The sequence below is a fragment of the Sphaerotilus sp. FB-3 genome (assembly GCF_023706025.1).
Lineage (GTDB): Bacteria > Pseudomonadota > Gammaproteobacteria > Burkholderiales > Burkholderiaceae_C > Sphaerotilus > Sphaerotilus sulfidivorans.
In genome coordinates, this window is the sequence record NZ_BQWE01000017.1 from 12,518 (window position 1) to 28,095 (window position 15,578).

Genomic DNA, 15,578 nt, shown 5'->3' on the forward strand with positions numbered 1-15,578 from the left:
TGCGGCGGCCTCTGCGACACCGCATGCGCGGCATGACCCTGGTCGAGCTGATGATCGGCCTGACGATCGGGCTGTTCCTGGTCGGCATCGCCGGATCGCTGTTCCTGGGCAGCCGCCTGACCTTCAACGCGCAGTCGCAGGTGGCGCGGCTGCAGGAGGGCGGGCGCTTCGTGGCCGAGCGGCTCGGCACGGACCTGCGCATGGCCGGATTCCGCGGCTGCCGCGGCCAGGGCGCGGGCACCACGCTGACCAATCTGCTCAGGAACCCGGGCAACTTCCAGATCGACTTCGCGCGGGGCCTGCAGGTCTCGCGGCATGACGGCGGGGCCTGGCAGCCGGCGCTCGACGCCTCGGTCTCCGGGCTGTCGCCGGCACCGGACCGGGCGGGCGATGTGGTCACGGTGCGTCGCACCGTCGGCCCGGGCTGGGCGCTGACGGCGGCGATGGTCTCGGGCACCTCGGTGGTCAACGTGACGCCGACCTCGGTCATCCAGCGCGGTGATCTGCTGCTGCTGTCGGACTGCAGCGGCGCGGTGGTCTTCCAGGCCAGCAATGCCACGCCCGGCGGCGACGGCGCGATCGAGCACAGCGCGGCCGGCAGCCTGCAGCCGGGCAATGCCCAGGCCGATCTGGGCCGCGTCTTCCTGCAGGACGCGGTGGTGCACCGCCTGGCCACCACCACCTACTACCTGGCACCGAGCCGGCGCACCGGTCGCGCCGGCATGATGGCGCTGTGGTCGAACACCGCGCCGGCCTATGACGGCTCGGCGCAGCCTCAGGAACTGCTGACCGGCGTCGAGCGCCTGTCGCTGCGGCTGGGGCTGGACACCAACGCCGACGGCACCGCCGAGGCCTTCGTGGCGCCGGCGCAGGTGGCCGACTGGCTGCAGGTGGTCTCGGCCGAGGTGGCGCTGCTGCTGGTGGGTGCCGACGATCAGGTCACCACTGCGGTGCAGCCGGTGATGTTCGACGGCGTGCAGATCGTGCCGACCGACCGGCGCCTGCGCAGCGTCGTGTCCTTTTCCGCCTCGCTGCGCAACAGCAGCCGATGAGGACGACGATGCCGCGCGCCCACGCCTGCACCCGCCTTCGCCCGCACCTGCCTCTGCGTCCGCCTTTGCGTGCCCGGGGATTTTCTCTGGTCACCGTGTTGCTGCTGATCGCGGTGCTGGCCTCGCTCGGGGTCGGCGCGATGAACGCCGGCCTGCTGCAGGAACGCATGGCCGGCCATGCCCGCGATCGCCAGCAGGCGATGCAGGCGGCCGAGGCCGCGCTGCGCGACGCCGAGGCCGACATCCAGGCCAACCTGAGCTACGACAGCGCCTTCACCGTCGGCTGCACCGCGGGCCTGTGCCTGCCGCCTTCGATGAGCTCGACTGCGCCGACCTCGCGGCCGCTGTGGCAGACGATCGACTGGTCGGCCTCGGCCGGCCAGAGCCGCGCCTACGGCAGCGCCACCGGCGCCTCCGCGCTGCCGGGCCTGGCCGCACCGCCGCGCTACATCGTCGAGCGCCTGCCGCCGCTGACCCCGACCTCCGGCACCTCCGCCAGCCTGTCCGCCTCGCTGGCGGACCTGCCGCAGGTCTTTCGCATCACCGCGCGCGGCGTCGGACTGCGCAGCTCGACGGTGGTGGTGCTGCAGTCGACCTACATCAAGCGATGAATCGATGACGCGATGAAGACGAATCCCCGCATTTGCCTGTTCCCGCTGCCCGCGCTGCTGGCGCTGACCGCCGGTCCGGTCCTGGCGCAGACGGTCAGTCTGGCGCAGTCGCCGCTGTATCTGGAGGCGGGCGTCAAGCCGAACGTGCTGGTGGTCTACGACAACTCGCCGTCGATGGAGTTCATGCTGCCGGGCGGGCAGGGCACCGTCCTGCTGGCGCATCCGAACACGCGGGGCAACATCGCGCGGGCGGCGCTGCGCGACATCATCAGCACCTACCGCAGCCAGTTCCGCTGGGGCCTCGCCACCTTCGAGAACCAGGGCCTCTATGGTCCGACCTACGACAGACGGTCTTCGCTGCCGGTGATGTACTACAGCCGCAGCACGGCCGGCATGGGCCTGCTGCGTCGGGCGGTCCAGGACGACTCGACCGCGCACCAGTCGGCGCTGCTCAGCCTGCTGGCCACGGAAACCGAGAACATCAACACTCCGGAGATCAAGAACGGATCGATCGGGACACCGCTGCCCGGCGCGATGCGGACCGCCTACCAGTACTACGCCAACACGCTGTCGGGCACGTCCTCCCCCATCACCAACCGCACCTGCCAGCGCAACTATGTGCTGCTGGCGACCGATGGCGATCCGACCATCCGCATCGGCGGGACGGCCTACTCCAATGCGGAACTCATGAACCGCCAGGTCAACGGCAACTGGGTCTTCGGTCAGGCGGCCCAGGATGTGTTCACCGAGATCGGCCGTCTGCGCACGCTGACGGTGAGCGGCAATGCCGCGATCAACGGACAGTACGACGTGCAGACCTATGTCGTCGGCCTGGGCGAGGTGGCGACCAATCAGGCCTCGATCGCCGCGATGAACCGCATGGCCACCGCCGGCGGCACGGGCAGTGCCTACATGGCCACCGACCGCGCCACCCTCAGCGCCGCCTTCGCGCAGATCACCGCCGACATCCAGGATCGCACCGCCGCCTCGGCCGGGGTGGCGATCAGCACCGGGGCCTGGAAGAGCGGCACCCAGGTCTTCCAGGCGCGCTTCAACACCGGTGACTGGTCGGGCGAGCTCCGGGCGCTGGAGATGCTCTCCAGTGGCGAACTGGCCACCACGCCGACCTGGGAGGCTGGCCAGCGTCTGGGCCTGAAGGACTGGAGCACCGGCCGGCAGATCCTCACCAGAAGGCGCGAGAAGCCCCGTCCTTCAGGGCGGGGAGGCAGAGCGCAGGCTCGCGCAGCGAGCCATTGGCTGGGTGGTCGAGTTTCCTGTGGCATGGTTGACTGTTTTTCCATACAGTATCAATCATGCCCATTCGAGCCTTCCGCTTCCAGTTGCGCCCCACACCCGGCACCGCGCACACCCTGCGCCGGTTCGCCGGGTCGTGCCGCTGGGTGTGGAACCGGGCCATCGGCGAGCAGCAGCGGCTGAGAGAGGCGGGCGAGAAGTTCGCGGGCTTTGCTGCGATGTGCCGCTGGCTGACGGCGTGGCGCAACGACCCGGACACGGCGTGGCTGGCCGAAACCCCCGTGCAGGCGCAGCAGCAGACCCTGAAGCGACTGGAGGCGAGCTACCGGCGCTTCTTCGAGGGGCAAGGCGGCTATCCGAGGTTCCGGGGTCGGGGCCAGGACGCCGGGCTGCGGTTCCCGAAGGCTTCGGATTGCAAGCTCGACACGGACAACCAGCGACTGAAACCCCCGAAACTCGGCTGGGTGCGGATGCGCCAGTCGCAGTCGGTCGAGGGATCGGTTCGGAACTACACACTGACGCAGGAGCGGGGCCGCTGGTTCGTGTCGATCCAGGTGGAACAACCGGAGGTGATCCCGGCGGCGGGACTGGTGCCGACGCTGGGGATCGACTTCGGGGTGACGCTGTTCGCGGCGACGACGGACGGGGAGTGCGTGGCGCCGCTGAACGCGCTGAAGCGGCAGCAGAAGTACCTGAAGCGAGTTCAGCGGTCGGTGTCGCGCAAGGTGAAGGGGTCGAAGAACCGGCGCAAGGCGATTGACCGACTGGGCAAGGTGCATGCCCGGATCGCGGCACAGCGCAAGGACTGGCTGCACAAGCTGACGACGAAGTGGGCCGATGCGCATCCGGTGATCGCCATCGAGGATCTGAAGGTGGCGGCGATGAGCGCCAGCGCCAAGGGCACAGCCACCGAGCCAGGGCAACGAGTGCGGCAGAAAGCGGGACTGAACCGATCGATCCTGGATCAGGCGTGGGGCGAGGCTCGGCGACAACTGGAATACAAGACAGCGGCCCGAGGCGGCGCAGTGGTGCCCGTGGACCCGGCGTACACGAGCCAGCGGTGCAGCGCCTGCGGGCACACCGCCAGGGAGAACCGGCCGGCGCAAGCCCGCTTCGAGTGCGAAGCGTGCGGACATGAAGAAAACGCGGACCTGAACGCCGCAAAGAACATACGGGCCGCGGGACACGCGGTCTGGGTCGCAAGGCCCGAAGCCTGTGGAGCGGAGGTCAGACGCGCCAGACCCGTGAGGGGACGACACGCAGCCGCAATGAAGCAGGAACCCGCCGAAGGCTCGGCCGCGCAAGCGGTCGTGTCTGCCGGAATCCCCGTCCTTTAGGGCGGGGCGGATGTCAACTACCGCGCCGCCTCGGCGCTGGGCAGCCGGGGCGTGCCGTTTCGCTGGCCGGCCAATGCCGCCGCGCCTGGCGCCAGCGAGATCCCGCTGACGCTGGTGGCCGCGCTCAATCGCAACGGCGCCGGCGTGGTCGACACCCACGGCGCGCTGCGGCTGAACTACCTGCGCGGCGACGCCAGCCGCGAGCTGCGCCGCTGCCCGGCCTGCACCGCGCCGTCGGCCTTCCGCAACCGGCCGACGACGGTGCTGGGCGACATCGTCAACTCGACGCCGCTGCTGGTCACCAGCGGCGGGCGCTTCGTGCGCGACAGCGCCGAGGCCGCCGCCTACGACACCTTCCGCCGCGCGCGGGCAGCGATGGCGCCGGTGGTCTATGTCGGCGCCAACGACGGCCAGCTGCATGCCTTCGATGCCCGCACCGGCGACGAGCTCTTCGCCTATGTGCCCGGCCTGGTCGCCGACCGGCTGGCGGCGCTGCCCGAGGCCGGCTACACCCATCAGTACAGCGTCGACGGTCCGCTGGCCGCCGGCGACGTGCATTACGCCGGCGGCTGGAAGACGCTGCTGGTGGGCACCGCCGGTGCCGGCGCCAAGGGCCTGTATGCGCTGGACATCAGCGATCCGGCGAACTTCACCGAGGCGACCGCCTCGAGGGTCGCGCGCTGGGAGATCGACGGCAGCGACGCCTCGGTCGGCCACATCCTGCAGCAGCCGCTGATCGCCAAGGCGCGCAACGGCCGCTGGATGGTCTTTTCCGGCAACGGCCTCAACAGCAGCGCCGGCGTGGCGCAGCTGCTGGCCATCGATGCCGAGACCGGCGCGGTCAGCCGGATCAGCACCCTGACCGGCACCGCAGCCAGCCCGAACGGCCTGCTCGGCCTGACCGCCATCAGCACCGCTGGCGACGGCGTGGTCGACATCATCTATGCCGGCGACCAGCAGGGGCGCCTGTGGAAGTTCGACCTGTCCGCCAGCGATCCGCTGGGCTGGAAGGTGGCCTACGGTTCGGCCGCGGCGCCGAAGCCGCTGTTCTCCGCCGCCTCCGGCCAGGCCATCACCGCCCGGCCGGACGTGACCCCGCATCCGGCCGGCGGCTACCTGGTCAGCTTCGGCACCGGCAGCTACCTCAGCCGCGATGACCTGGGCACCACCACCACGCAGAGCCTCTACGGCATCCGCGACAGCGGCACGACGGTGTCTGCCAACGAGCTGGTCAGTCAGTCGGTGCTCGGCACGCAGACCGGCGGCGACGGCCGCACCTACCGGTTCAGCACCCATGCGGTGGGCCGGCCCTCGACGCTGTTCAATGGCGACAACCAGCTCACCGAGGCGGCGTTCCGCACCGGGAAGAAGGGCTGGCGGCTGGACCTGCCCGCCAGCGGCGAGCGCATCGTCACCGAGGTGCTGATCCGCGCCGGCAAGGTGATCGTCTCGACCCTGATCCCGAGCAGCGATCCTTGCGCCTACGGCGGCGACGGCTGGGTGATGGAACTCGATGCCATCACCGGCAACCGCGCCGACAGCCCGGCGCTGGACACCAATGGCGACAACCGCGTCGATGCGGCCGACCGGCTCACGCTGTCGGGCCAGCTCGCGCATGTCTCCGGCGTGCGGGTCGGCGGCATTCCGTCGGCACCGAGCATCGTGCGCGCATCCGACCGCGCGCTCGACGACAAGATCGTCAACACCTCGTCCGGGACCACGGTGCGCATCCGCGAGAGCGGCATCACCGCGACTTCCGGCCGATCAAGCTGGGAGCAGCTGCAATGAATGTCCATCGTCCCCTGTTCAGCCGACGGTCCCGCGGCTTCACGCTGATCGAGCTGATGATCGCGGTGGCGGTCATCGGCATCCTGGCCGGGGTGGCGCTGCCGAGCTACCGCGAGCAGGTCGCCTCGGCCCGGCGCGCCGACGCCAAGGCCGCGCTGCTGGAGCTGGCGCAGCGCATGGAGCGTGTCTACACCGAGCAGGGCACCTACGCCAACATCCGCCTGGGCAGCGCCGCCGGCGACCTCTATCCGACGGTCTCGCCGCAGCGGCACTACACCCTGTCGATCGTGCGCCAGGATTCCAGCGGCTTCCAGATCCGCGCCACCCGCAGCGGCGCGCAGGCCGCGGACGCCTGCGGCAACTACACCTACGACCAGGCCGGCACCCGCGGTCTGGAGTCCTCGGCGCGACCGGTCGAGAAATGCTGGTGATGCGGACAGAGTCTCCGTACCTCAGCGGTTGCGGCTCTGCATGAACACCAGCTTCTCGAACAGCGTCAGGTCCTGCTCGTTCTTCAGCAGCGCGCCGACCATCGGCGGGATCGCCACCCTCTGGTCGGCGGTCTGAAGCGCCTCGGCGCCGATGTCCTCGGCCAGCAGCAGGCGCAGCCAGTCGATCAGCTCCGAGGTCGAGGGCTTCTTCTTCAGGCCCGGCAGGTTGCGGATGTCCTGGAAGCTCTTCAGCGCCGCGGCCAGCAGATCCTGCTTCAGGCCGGGAAAGTGCAGGTCGACGATGCGGCGCAGCGTCTCGGCCTCGGGGAAGCGGATGTAGTGGAAGAAGCAGCGGCGCAGGAAGGCGTCGGGCAGCTCCTTCTCGTTGTTCGAGGTGATGAAGACCAGCGGCCGGTGCTTCGCGCGGATGGTCTCGCGCGTCTCGTAGCAGTGGAACTCCATGCGGTCGAGCTCGCGCAGCAGGTCGTTCGGAAACTCGATGTCGGCCTTGTCGATCTCGTCGATCAGCAGCGCCACCGGCTGCTCGGCGCTGAAGGCCTGCCACAGCATGCCCGGCACGATGTAGTTGCGGATGTCGCGCACCCGCTCGGCGCTGTCGGCATCGGGCATCTGGCTGTCGCGCAGCCGGCTGACCGCGTCGTACTCGTACAGGCCCTGCTGCGCCTTGGTGGTGCTCTTGATGTGCCACTGCAGCAGCGGCAGCCCGAGCGAGGCGGCCACCTGCTCGGCCAGCATCGTCTTGCCGGTGCCGGGCTCGCCCTTGACCAGCAGCGGGCGCTGCAGACGGATGGCCGCGTTGACCGCGAGCATCAGGTCGGGCGTGGCGACGTACTGGTCGGAGCCGGTGAACTTCATGCGGGATGTCCTCGTGTGATCCTTTGTCTGGGGCACGGGCCAGTATATCGAGGCGGTCGTCAGGGCGCTCCGGCGCCCGGTCATGGACAATCCGCGCATCGACAGGCAAGGACCGACAGGCAAGGAGGACGTCATGCGCTGGCAGGTGGCGGTGGGGTCGTCGCAGGACGCGGCGGCGGCGGTGCGGGCAGGGGCCCTGGGGCTGGACCTCCAGACGGCGCCGCCCGAGCGGGTGAGGGCGATCTGCGCCCAGGTGCGCAACCAGGCCGACGGCATCATCATCGATGCGGCCCTGCCTGCGCTGGCCGGGCCGTCGGTGCTGCAGGCCCGTCTGCAGCCGCTGCGCGATGCCGGCGTCGACCGCATCGCGGTGCCGCTGGGCGAGGGCGCGGTCGCGGTGCCGATGCTGCGGCTGATCGCCGCGTCGCGGCCCGAGGCCGGTCTGCCGCTGCTGATGCCGGTGCTGGCGCTGCCGGCCGGCGCGCCGCAGGCCGCCGCGGTCGACCGGCTCGAGGCGCTGGCCTCGCTGGCCCGGCAGCAGCGGGTGGGGGCGCTGCTGCTCGATCTGGAGACCGGCGCGCCCGGGCCCGGCGCGGTCTGGTCGCTGCGGCCGGCCACCTCCGGACTGCCGGCGCTGATCCGCCGGCTGCAGGGCGCCGGCATCGAGGTGGGCCTGCGGGTCGCGGTCCGGCGCGAGCAGATCGGCCGCCTGCGCGACTGGGCGCCGGACTTCGTGACGCTGGTCTGCCAGGAGCGCGGCGCCCACGGCGAGCCGGTGCTCGATGTCGATCGCCTGCTCGAGCGCCTGCGCGATCCGCGCACCCCGCAGCGCCGGCCGGCGCTGGCGGCCTGAGGCGTCAGCACGGAGATCGCGATGGCGCTCGACTATCTGCTGCTGAAGAAGATCCATCTGCACTGCGTCGGCCTGAGCGTGGCGCTGTTCGCGCTGCGTCTGGGGCTGCGGCTGGCCGCGCCCGAGCGCCTGGCGGCCTGGAAGGTCCTGCGGGTGCTGCCGCATGGGGTCGACACGCTGCTGCTGTCGACGGCGATCGCGATGGTGGTGGTCGGCGGCATCGATCTGCTGCAGTCTCCCTGGCTGCTGGCCAAGATCGGCGCGCTGGGGCTCTACATCGTGCTGGGCTCGGTGGCGCTCAAGCGCGCGACCACCCGCACCGGCCAGGCCGCGGCCGGTCTGGCGGCGCTGGCCACCGTCGGCTGGATCGTCGCCACCGCGGTGGGCAAGCAGCCCTGGCTGCCCTGACGGACTTTTCCTGCTTCCATTCCTCCATGACGCTTCCCGGCTTCCATTCCCCCGCGATCGGCTTCGAGCAGCCCTTCGAGATGCTCTCGGCCTGCCACGAGCGGGTCGAGCGCACGCTGGCGCTGTTCGAGCGCCTGGTCGTGCATGTGCGCGCGCAGGGCCATGACGCGGCCTCGCGCTCGGCCGCGGCCGACGTGCTGCGCTATTTCGACCTGGCCGCGCCGCACCACCACCAGGACGAGGAGCGCCATGTGCTGCCGCGGCTTCGCGCCTCGGGCGTGGCGGACGCGCTGGCGCTGGCCACTTCGATCGAGGCCGAGCACCGCCGGATGGAGGCGCTGTGGGCGCGCCTGCGCGAGCCGCTGCTTGTCTGGCGCGAGGCGCCCGACGGCGATGGCCCGGGTCGCGATTTCCCGCTCGAGGCCGAGCGGCAGGCCTGGACCGCGCTCTACGCCGGCCACATCGAGGCGGAGGAGGGCCGCGCCTACCCACAGGCCCGTGCGAGCATCGACGCGCAGCCCGGCGCTGCGGAGACGCTGGCCGACATCGGCGCCGAGATGGCCGCGCGCCGCCGCACACCGCGAGGTGTGGCATGAGCGCCCGCCGCGAGTGGCTGCGCCTGGCGCTGGGCGGTGCCAGCCTGGCGCTGGGCTGGCCGGGCGTGCGGGCCCAGGCGGCCCTCGTCGCGGGCGAGCTGCCGCAGGAGCGGGCTGTGCCCGGCGGCGTGGTGCTGATCCCGCTCGGCCCGGCGGCGCAGGAGCCGCGCGCCGAGCATCAGGGCGTGCCGCTGCTGGTGGTCGGCGACCCGATCGCCTGGACCGCGGTGCTCGGGCTGGCGCTGGCGGCCGCGCCCGGCGCCGGCGAGATCATCGTGCGCCGCGACGATCGTCCGCCCGAGCGGCTGCCCTACCGCGTGACCCCGCACCGCTACGCCGAGCAGCGCCTGACGGTGGCGCCGCGCCATGTCGAGCTTTCGCCCGAGAACCTCGCCCGCCATGAGCGCGAGCGCGAGCGCCAGGCGCAGATCGTCGCCCGCTTCAGCCGGCCGCTGCCGGCCACGCTGCGCATGCGTGTGCCCACGGCCGGGCCGCGCTCGGGCTCCTTCGGCCTGCGCCGGGTCTTCAACGGCCAGCCGCGCAATCCGCACAGCGGCATGGACATCGCCGCGCCGACCGGCACGCCGGTGGTGGCGCCGCTGGACGGCGAGGTGGTCGATGTCGCCGACTACTTCTTCAACGGCCGCACCGTCTGGCTCGACCACGGCGGCGGCCTGCTGTCGATGTTCTGCCACCTCTCGGCCGAGCATGTGCGCCCCGGCGACCGCGTGCGTACCGGCGAGCGGGTGGCCGATGTCGGCGCCACCGGCCGGGTGACCGGGCCGCACCTGCACTGGTCGATCAGCCTGAACCGCGCACTGGTCGATCCGGCGCTGTTCCTGGCATGAGCACCGAGTCCTCGCTGCTGCCGCAGGCCCTGAGCCTGCTGTCCGGCCTGGTCGGACCGGTGGAGCTGGTGGCCACGCTGGCGTTCGCGCTCTCGGGCGCGATCGAGGCGGCGCGGCGCCGGCTCGATGCGGTCGGCGTGGTGGTCGCCGCCTTCCTGACCGCCTTCGGCGGCGGCACGCTGCGCGATGTGCTGCTCGACCGCCGGCCCTTCTTCTGGGTCGAGAACAGCACCCAGGTCGCGGCGGTGTTCGGGCTGTGCATCGGCGCGATGGTGATGATCCGCGCCCGCCATCTGCGCCTGACCGAGCGGGCGATGTTCTGGCCCGACACGCTCGGCCTGGGCCTGTTCGGCGCCGCCGGCACGCAGATCGCGCTGTCGGTGCAGATGCCGGCGCTGATCGCGGTGCTGATGGGCGTGATCACCGCGGTCTTCGGCGGCGTGCTGCGCGACATGGTCTGCAGCCAGATCCCGGCGACGCTGCGCGACCACCGCCCCTATGCGCTGTGCGTCTTCATCGGCGGCTGGGCGCTGGTGCTGGCCTCGCAATGGCTGCACTGGTCGGCCGACGCGGCGCTGCTGGGCTCGGCGGCGGTCACCATCGTGCTGCGCTGGCTGGCGGTGGCGCTGGACTGGCGGCTGCCGGCGTGGCGCATGGACTGAGCGCGGCGTCGCGCGCTGGCCGCATCGAAGATCAGCGCCTGTCCGGGCCCACCTCGATCGCCCGCCCCGTCTCCAGGAAGGCGCCGCCGGCGACGTAATGCAGCGTGCGCGGCGCGGTGCTGCCGGGCGTGTCGTCGACATGCCAGCGGCCGTCGCGGAACACCCGCGCATCGGCCTGCGCGGCGACCACCTCGGCGATGAACAGGTCATGCCGGCGCTGGTTCTCGACGTCGGGCAGCACGCGGCACTCCAGCCAGGCCAGGCAGCCGGCGATCCGCGGCGCGCCGATCTGCGTGGCCGCCAGCCGCTCGAAGCCGCAGGCGCCGATCTTGTCGGCCTGCTCGCGCCCCGAGCCCGATCCGGCTGCCAGCACGTCGGCAGCCTGCGCGCTCGACGGAATGTTCAGCACGAACTCGCCCGAGGCCTCGACCAGCTCGCGGGTGAAGGTGCTGCGGTCGATGACCACCACCACCTTCGGCGGCATGAAGTCCAGCGGCATCGCCCAGGCGGCGGCCATGACATCGTCGCGCCCGGCATGGGCGCTGCTGACCAGCGTGACCGGCCCGTGGTTGAGCAGGCGGTAGGCGCGGTCGAGGGGGACGGGGAGGAGGCGGGCGGAGCTCATGGACCGGATTGTGAGCGTGCGGCCGGTGCTACCCTCGGCGACCGGATTCCCTGTCTCCCTGTCGCCACCTTCCGCTGCGCCGCGCCGATGCCTGCCGATTCCCGCCTCGTCTATTCCACCGATTCCGGCCGGGTCTGCCCGGACTGCCGCCAGCCGGTGCTGCAGTGCCTGTGCCGCGCGGCGGCCGTCTCGGGCACGCCCGACGGCGTCGTCAAGGTCAGCCGCGAGAAGCAGGGGCGTGGGGGCAAGACCGTCACGGTGGTGCGCGGGCTGGGGCTGGCGGGCGATGAACTGACGGGGCTGGCCAAGGGCCTGAAGGCTGCCTGCGGCAGCGGCGGCACCGCCAAGGACGGCGTGGTCGAGATCCAGGGCGACCATGTCGAGAAGGTGATCGGCTGGCTGCAGCAGCGCGGCCGCACGGTCGGGCGTGCCGGCGGCTGAGCCGGCCGGTCTCGTTCAGTCCAGCGGCGTCAGCCCGTGGCGCAGCCGCGCGCGGGCGCAGGCCTCGTCGCCGCGGCCCAGCGGCGCGAGCATGCCGAACTCGCGGCAGGGGCCCGGGCGCCACTCATAGATGCCGCAGCCGGCCTTTTCTCCGACGGTGCCGACCAGCGCGGCGCAGCGTGGCCGGGCATGGTCGGTGCCGCGCATGCGCGCCAGCATGTCGCCCAGCTCGACCGCCAGGCCGTCGGGCACGCAGCCGCCGCGCGACTGCAGCTCCTCGGGCGAGAAGTCGACCCGGAAGCTGGCGCAGCAGGCGCCGCAGGTGAGGCAGGGGTTGTCGGCGGGCGTGCTCATCGCGGGCGTCAGCCCAGGCGGGCGTGGTGGCGCTCGATCTGCGCGCGCACCTGGACCGGCGCGGTGCCGCCCAGCGTCGAGCGCGCGTTGAGCGAGCCCGCCAGCGTCAGCGCCTCGGCCACGTCGGCGGTGATGCGCGCGTCGTAGCCCTGCAGCGTCTCCAGCGGCAGCTCGGCCAGGTCCTTGCCCAGCGCGATCGCGTCCTTGACCGCATGCGCCACCACCTCGTGCGCGTCGCGGAAGGGCAGGCCCTTCTTGACCAGGTAGTCGGCCAGATCGGTCGCGGTGGCGTAGCCGCGCAGCGCGGCGCGCTCCATCGCGTCCTTCTTCACCGTCAGGCCGCCCGAGCGGCTGCCGTCCGCCGCGACCTCGCCGCCGATCATCTCGGCCATGATGCGCAGCGTGTCGTTGACCGTGTCGACCGTGTCGAACAGCGGCTCCTTGTCTTCCTGGTTGTCCTTGTTGTAGGCCAGCGGCTGGCCCTTCATCAGCGTGATCAGGCCCATCAGATGGCCGACGACGCGGCCCGACTTGCCGCGCGCCAGCTCCGCCACGTCCGGGTTGCGCTTCTGCGGCATGATGCTGGAGCCGGTGCAGTAGCGGTCGGAGAGGTTGATGAAGCCGAAGTTCTGGCTCATCCAGACCACGATCTCTTCCGCCAGGCGCGAGACGTGGATCATCACCAGCGAGGCGAACGCGGTGTACTCGATCGCGAAGTCGCGGTCGGAGACGGCGTCCAGGCTGTTCTGGCAGACCGCCTCGAAGCCCAGCGTGCGTGCCACGCGCTCGCGGTCGAGCGGGTAGCTGGTGCCGGCCAGTGCCGCGGAGCCCAGCGGCAGGCGGTTCACGCGCTTCCTGAGATCCGCCAGACGCTCGGCGTCGCGCGCGAACATCTCGACATAGGCCAGCAGGTGGTGCGCGAAGCTGACCGGCTGCGCCACCTGCAGGTGGGTGAAGCCCGGCAGGATGGTGTCGACGTTCTGCTCGGCGACCGAGACCAGGGCGCGCTGCATGTCGGCCAGCAGCACCGCGGTGGCGTCGATCTCGTCGCGCAGCCACAGGCGCACATCGGTGGCGACCTGGTCGTTGCGGCTGCGGCCGGTGTGCAGGCGCTTGCCCGCGTCGCCCACCAGCGTGGTCAGGCGCGCCTCGATGTTCAGGTGCACATCCTCCAGATCCAGCTTCCACTCGAACTGGCCGGCCTCGATCTCGGCGCGGATCTGCGTCATGCCGCGCTCGATATCGGCCAGGTCGGCCGCGCTGATGATGCCCTGCGCGGCCAGCATCTCGGCGTGCGCCAGGCTGCCGGCGATGTCGGCGCGCCACAGGCGCTTGTCGAAGAAGACGCTGGAGGTGTAGCGCTTGACCAGCTCGCTCATCGGTTCGGAGAACAGGGCGGACCAGGCCTGGGCCTTCTTGTCGAGCTGGTTGTCGGAGGCGGGATGGCTCATCGGAGGGGCAGTCGGGAGTCCGGACGGAGGTCGACCGGAAGTGGCAGAAACGCCCGGCAGCCCCGCGCAAGCGGGCCGGCCGGGCGACAATGGCGCAGATTGTAGAGAGCGCGCGCCCGTGAGTCCGTCCCCGTCCGCCAGCGCCGGTGAATCCGCCGGTCTGCCGCCCCGTTCCGTGCCGATGCTGTGCCAGGGCGGGCTGGTGCTGCGCACCGTGCTGTTCGTGCATGGCGTGCTGGTGCTGGGCCTGGGGCTGCGCGGCGGTGATCTGGCCGGTCTGCTGGGCGAGCTGTCGGTGCTGGTGGTGGCGGTGCTGCCGGCCACGCTGGTGTGGCTGCTGGCCGGCTGCGCGCTGCGGCCGCGGCTGGCGCGGCTGGCGCCGATGCCGGCCGCCGCGCTGATGGGCCTGATCGGCCTGCTGTGCGCGCTGGGCGCCTGGGCGGAGCTGCGCTGGCTCGAGCAGGTCGAGCCGGGCGCGCTGACCGCGCTGTCTGCCGCATCGAGCGGCGCGGCGCTGGCGGTGGCGGTCTGGCAGGTGCTGTGCCTGCGCGAGCGCCTCAACCTGCCCGCCGGCACCCAGGCGCGGCTGGCCGAGCTGCAGTCGCGCATCCGGCCGCATTTCCTGTTCAACGCGCTCAACAGCGCGATCACGCTGGTGCAGATCGACCCGGTGCGGGCCGAGGCGGTGCTGGAGGACCTGTCGGAGCTGTTCCGCGCCGCGCTGGCCAGCGCCGACGCGCCGGTCACGCTCGGCCAGGAGATCGAGCTGGCGCAGCGCTATCTGGCCATCGAGCAGGTGCGCTTCGGTGCGCGGCTGCGGGTGCGCTGGCAGCTCGATGCGCAGGCTGCCGCCGCCCGGGTGCCGGCGCTGATGCTGCAGCCGCTGGTGGAGAACGCGGTCAAGCACGGCATCGAGCCCTCGACCGAGGGCGGCGAGATCGTCATCCGCACCGGCGTGCGTCATGGCATGGCGCTGCTGACGGTCACCAATCCGCTGGGCGAGGGCCGCCCGCGCCGCGGCCACGGCATGGCGCTGCGCAATGTGCGCGAACGGCTGATGCTGCTGCATGACCTGGGCGTGCGCTTCGAGGCGGGCGCGATCGATGGCGGGCGCTTCCGGGTGCGCATCGCGATCGCGCTGCCGGACTGAGACCGGGTACCGGACCGAGGAAAGGGGCCGACAGGCATGGACATGACGACGCCGCTGCGGGTGCTGCTGGTCGACGACGAGGAGCTGTCGCGGCTGCGGCTGCGCACCTTGCTGGCCGACTGCGTCGATCCGGCCGCCCAGGTGGTCGGCGAGGCGGCCACCGCGGCCGCGGCGCTGCACTGGCTGGCGCTGCATGCTGCCGATGTGGTGCTGCTCGACATCCGCATGCCCGGCATGGACGGGCTGGCGCTGGCGGCGCGGCTGCGCGCGATGCCGCAGCCGCCGCGGGTCATCTTCGTGACCGCGCATGCCGAGCATGCGCTGGCGGCCTTCGAGGTCGAGGCGGTCGACTACCTGACCAAGCCGGTGCGCCGGCTGCGGCTGCAGGAGGCGCTGGCGCGGGTGGCGCAGCGTCTGGGCGGTGCGCTGCCGGCGACCGCACCTGCGCCGCTGGCCGAACCCGCGCCGGCGGTGCCGGTCATCGTGGTGCATGAGCGCGGCGAGCTGCTGCGGGTGCCGCTGACCGAGGTGCTCTACCTGAAGGCCGAGCAGAAATACGTGACGCTGCGCACCGCACACCGCACGCTGCTGCTCGACGAGTCGCTGGCCGAGCTGGAGGAGCGGCTCGGGCGCCGCTTCCTGCGCATTCACCGCAACGCGCTGGTGGCGCTGGATGCGGTGGCGGCGCTGGAGCGGCGCCGCTGGAGCGACGAGCGCGGCGAGGCCGAGGCCAGCGAGGTCTGGGCGGTGCGCATCGCCGCCACCGACGAGTGGCTGGCGGTGTCGCGCCGCCAGCTCGCCAGCGTGCGCGATCTGCTGGCGGCCGAGGGGCTGTGAGCGC

Annotated in this window: 18 protein-coding genes; 14 read left to right on the plus strand and 4 right to left on the minus strand. The window is 71.9% G+C overall.

Features of this window, described 5'->3' with window-relative positions; all coding sequences use genetic code 11:
• Window positions 1–23 precede the first annotated feature (23 nt).
• The 6 genes from NFT33_RS09675 to NFT33_RS09705 are packed head-to-tail and all read left to right on the plus strand — an operon-like array spanning window position 24 to window position 6,473.
• Window positions 24–1,052 carry a PilW family protein gene (locus NFT33_RS09675; RefSeq protein ID WP_251674938.1) on the plus strand — a complete coding sequence of 343 codons (1,029 nt, stop codon included), beginning with the start codon at window positions 24–26 and terminating at the stop codon, window positions 1,050–1,052.
• 8 nt (window positions 1,053–1,060) lie between these two features.
• Window positions 1,061–1,663, plus strand: coding sequence for a pilus assembly PilX family protein (locus NFT33_RS09680; RefSeq protein WP_220786185.1), 603 nt, complete (start codon window positions 1,061–1,063; stop codon window positions 1,661–1,663).
• 12 nt (window positions 1,664–1,675) lie between these two features.
• The gene (locus NFT33_RS09685) at window positions 1,676–3,100 is read left to right on the plus strand and encodes a pilus assembly protein (RefSeq protein WP_251674941.1); all 1,425 of its coding nucleotides are present in this window, start codon (window positions 1,676–1,678) and stop codon (window positions 3,098–3,100) included.
• Window positions 3,004–4,254: an RNA-guided endonuclease InsQ/TnpB family protein gene (locus NFT33_RS09690; RefSeq protein ID WP_251675203.1), complete on the plus strand. Its 1,251-nt coding sequence runs from the start codon at window positions 3,004–3,006 to the stop codon at window positions 4,252–4,254. The genes NFT33_RS09685 and NFT33_RS09690 overlap by 97 nt, the downstream gene beginning before the upstream one ends.
• 51 nt (window positions 4,255–4,305) lie before the next feature.
• Complete coding sequence (locus NFT33_RS09695; protein WP_251674944.1) at window positions 4,306–6,042, plus strand: pilus assembly protein; 1,737 nt, start codon at window positions 4,306–4,308, stop codon at window positions 6,040–6,042.
• Entirely contained in the window at window positions 6,039–6,473 is a 435-nt protein-coding gene (locus NFT33_RS09705; RefSeq protein WP_309296135.1) for a type IV pilin protein, read from the plus strand. The genes NFT33_RS09695 and NFT33_RS09705 overlap by 4 nt, the downstream gene beginning before the upstream one ends.
• Before the next feature lie 21 nt (window positions 6,474–6,494).
• Here the strand turns inward: NFT33_RS09705 and NFT33_RS09710 are convergent, their stop codons facing one another.
• Entirely contained in the window at window positions 6,495–7,349 is an 855-nt protein-coding gene (locus tag NFT33_RS09710; protein ID WP_251674947.1) for an AAA family ATPase, read from the minus strand.
• A gap of 82 nt (window positions 7,350–7,431) precedes the next feature.
• Between NFT33_RS09710 and NFT33_RS09715 the strand changes: the two genes are divergently transcribed.
• From NFT33_RS09715 to NFT33_RS09735, 5 genes are read left to right on the plus strand one after another with little or no spacing between them, the layout of a single operon-like run.
• Complete coding sequence (locus NFT33_RS09715) at window positions 7,432–8,202, plus strand: hypothetical protein (RefSeq protein ID WP_251674949.1); 771 nt, start codon at window positions 7,432–7,434, stop codon at window positions 8,200–8,202.
• A 21-nt stretch (window positions 8,203–8,223) separates the two neighbouring features.
• Window positions 8,224–8,610, plus strand: a complete 387-nt coding sequence (locus NFT33_RS09720; RefSeq protein ID WP_149503974.1) for a SirB2 family protein — start codon at window positions 8,224–8,226, stop codon at window positions 8,608–8,610.
• A 26-nt stretch (window positions 8,611–8,636) separates the two neighbouring features.
• A complete protein-coding gene (locus NFT33_RS09725) occupies window positions 8,637–9,206 on the plus strand; it encodes a hemerythrin domain-containing protein (protein ID WP_251674952.1) in 570 nt (189 codons plus the stop codon).
• Window positions 9,203–10,054, plus strand: coding sequence for a peptidoglycan DD-metalloendopeptidase family protein (locus NFT33_RS09730; RefSeq protein ID WP_251674954.1), 852 nt, complete (start codon window positions 9,203–9,205; stop codon window positions 10,052–10,054). The genes NFT33_RS09725 and NFT33_RS09730 overlap by 4 nt, the downstream gene beginning before the upstream one ends.
• The gene (locus tag NFT33_RS09735; protein ID WP_251674956.1) at window positions 10,051–10,716 is read left to right on the plus strand and encodes a trimeric intracellular cation channel family protein; all 666 of its coding nucleotides are present in this window, start codon (window positions 10,051–10,053) and stop codon (window positions 10,714–10,716) included. Before NFT33_RS09730 ends, NFT33_RS09735 begins: the two co-directional genes overlap by 4 nt.
• A 31-nt stretch (window positions 10,717–10,747) precedes the next feature.
• On the opposite strand, the gene NFT33_RS09740 is transcribed toward NFT33_RS09735, so the two are convergent.
• Window positions 10,748–11,341 (minus strand): flavin reductase family protein, encoded by a 594-nt coding sequence (locus tag NFT33_RS09740; RefSeq protein WP_251674958.1) that lies wholly within the window; start codon window positions 11,339–11,341, stop codon window positions 10,748–10,750.
• Window positions 11,342–11,428: 87 nt separating this feature from the next.
• Here NFT33_RS09740 and NFT33_RS09745 point away from each other — a divergent pair, with 87 nt between their 5' ends.
• Window positions 11,429–11,782 carry a translation initiation factor Sui1 gene (locus tag NFT33_RS09745; RefSeq protein ID WP_251674960.1) on the plus strand — a complete coding sequence of 118 codons (354 nt, stop codon included), beginning with the start codon at window positions 11,429–11,431 and terminating at the stop codon, window positions 11,780–11,782.
• A gap of 15 nt (window positions 11,783–11,797) precedes the next feature.
• Here the strand turns inward: NFT33_RS09745 and NFT33_RS09750 are convergent, their stop codons facing one another.
• Together NFT33_RS09750 and argH are read right to left on the minus strand one after the other, a co-directional pair.
• Window positions 11,798–12,136, minus strand: a complete 339-nt coding sequence (locus NFT33_RS09750) for a YkgJ family cysteine cluster protein (protein ID WP_251674962.1) — start codon at window positions 12,134–12,136, stop codon at window positions 11,798–11,800.
• Between the two features lie 8 nt (window positions 12,137–12,144).
• Window positions 12,145–13,587 carry an argininosuccinate lyase gene (gene argH, locus NFT33_RS09755; protein ID WP_251674964.1) on the minus strand — a complete coding sequence of 481 codons (1,443 nt, stop codon included), beginning with the start codon at window positions 13,585–13,587 and terminating at the stop codon, window positions 12,145–12,147.
• Between the two features lie 118 nt (window positions 13,588–13,705).
• On the opposite strand from argH, the gene NFT33_RS09760 reads away from it, so the two are divergent.
• Together NFT33_RS09760 and NFT33_RS09765 are read left to right on the plus strand one after the other, a co-directional pair.
• The gene (locus NFT33_RS09760; protein WP_251674967.1) at window positions 13,706–14,737 is read left to right on the plus strand and encodes a sensor histidine kinase; all 1,032 of its coding nucleotides are present in this window, start codon (window positions 13,706–13,708) and stop codon (window positions 14,735–14,737) included.
• 42 nt (window positions 14,738–14,779) lie between these two features.
• On the plus strand, window positions 14,780–15,574 hold the full coding sequence (locus tag NFT33_RS09765) for a LytR/AlgR family response regulator transcription factor (RefSeq protein ID WP_149505273.1): 795 nt from the start codon (window positions 14,780–14,782) through the stop codon (window positions 15,572–15,574).
• The last annotated feature ends 4 nt before the right edge of the window (window positions 15,575–15,578 follow it).

Bases quoted from the DNA above. Each gene is read 5' to 3' on its own strand.
- NFT33_RS09680 (WP_220786185.1), top strand. From the start codon at position 1,061: ATGCCGCGCGCCCACGCCTGCACCCGCCTTCGCCCGCACCTGCCTCTG.
- NFT33_RS09765 (WP_149505273.1), top strand. From the start codon at position 14,780: ATGACGACGCCGCTGCGGGTGCTGCTGGTCGACGACGAGGAGCTGTCG.
- NFT33_RS09740 (WP_251674958.1), bottom strand. From the start codon at position 11,341: ATGAGCTCCGCCCGCCTCCTCCCCGTCCCCCTCGACCGCGCCTACCGC.
- NFT33_RS09710 (WP_251674947.1), bottom strand. From the start codon at position 7,349: ATGAAGTTCACCGGCTCCGACCAGTACGTCGCCACGCCCGACCTGATG.
- argH (WP_251674964.1), bottom strand. From the start codon at position 13,587: ATGAGCCATCCCGCCTCCGACAACCAGCTCGACAAGAAGGCCCAGGCC.
- NFT33_RS09675 (WP_251674938.1), top strand. From the start codon at position 24: ATGCGCGGCATGACCCTGGTCGAGCTGATGATCGGCCTGACGATCGGG.
- NFT33_RS09715 (WP_251674949.1), top strand. From the start codon at position 7,432: ATGGACAATCCGCGCATCGACAGGCAAGGACCGACAGGCAAGGAGGAC.
- NFT33_RS09745 (WP_251674960.1), top strand. From the start codon at position 11,429: ATGCCTGCCGATTCCCGCCTCGTCTATTCCACCGATTCCGGCCGGGTC.
- NFT33_RS09705 (WP_309296135.1), top strand. From the start codon at position 6,039: ATGAATGTCCATCGTCCCCTGTTCAGCCGACGGTCCCGCGGCTTCACG.
- NFT33_RS09750 (WP_251674962.1), bottom strand. From the start codon at position 12,136: ATGAGCACGCCCGCCGACAACCCCTGCCTCACCTGCGGCGCCTGCTGC.
- NFT33_RS09735 (WP_251674956.1), top strand. From the start codon at position 10,051: ATGAGCACCGAGTCCTCGCTGCTGCCGCAGGCCCTGAGCCTGCTGTCC.
- NFT33_RS09720 (WP_149503974.1), top strand. From the start codon at position 8,224: ATGGCGCTCGACTATCTGCTGCTGAAGAAGATCCATCTGCACTGCGTC.
- NFT33_RS09725 (WP_251674952.1), top strand. From the start codon at position 8,637: ATGACGCTTCCCGGCTTCCATTCCCCCGCGATCGGCTTCGAGCAGCCC.
- NFT33_RS09685 (WP_251674941.1), top strand. From the start codon at position 1,676: ATGAAGACGAATCCCCGCATTTGCCTGTTCCCGCTGCCCGCGCTGCTG.
- NFT33_RS09730 (WP_251674954.1), top strand. From the start codon at position 9,203: ATGAGCGCCCGCCGCGAGTGGCTGCGCCTGGCGCTGGGCGGTGCCAGC.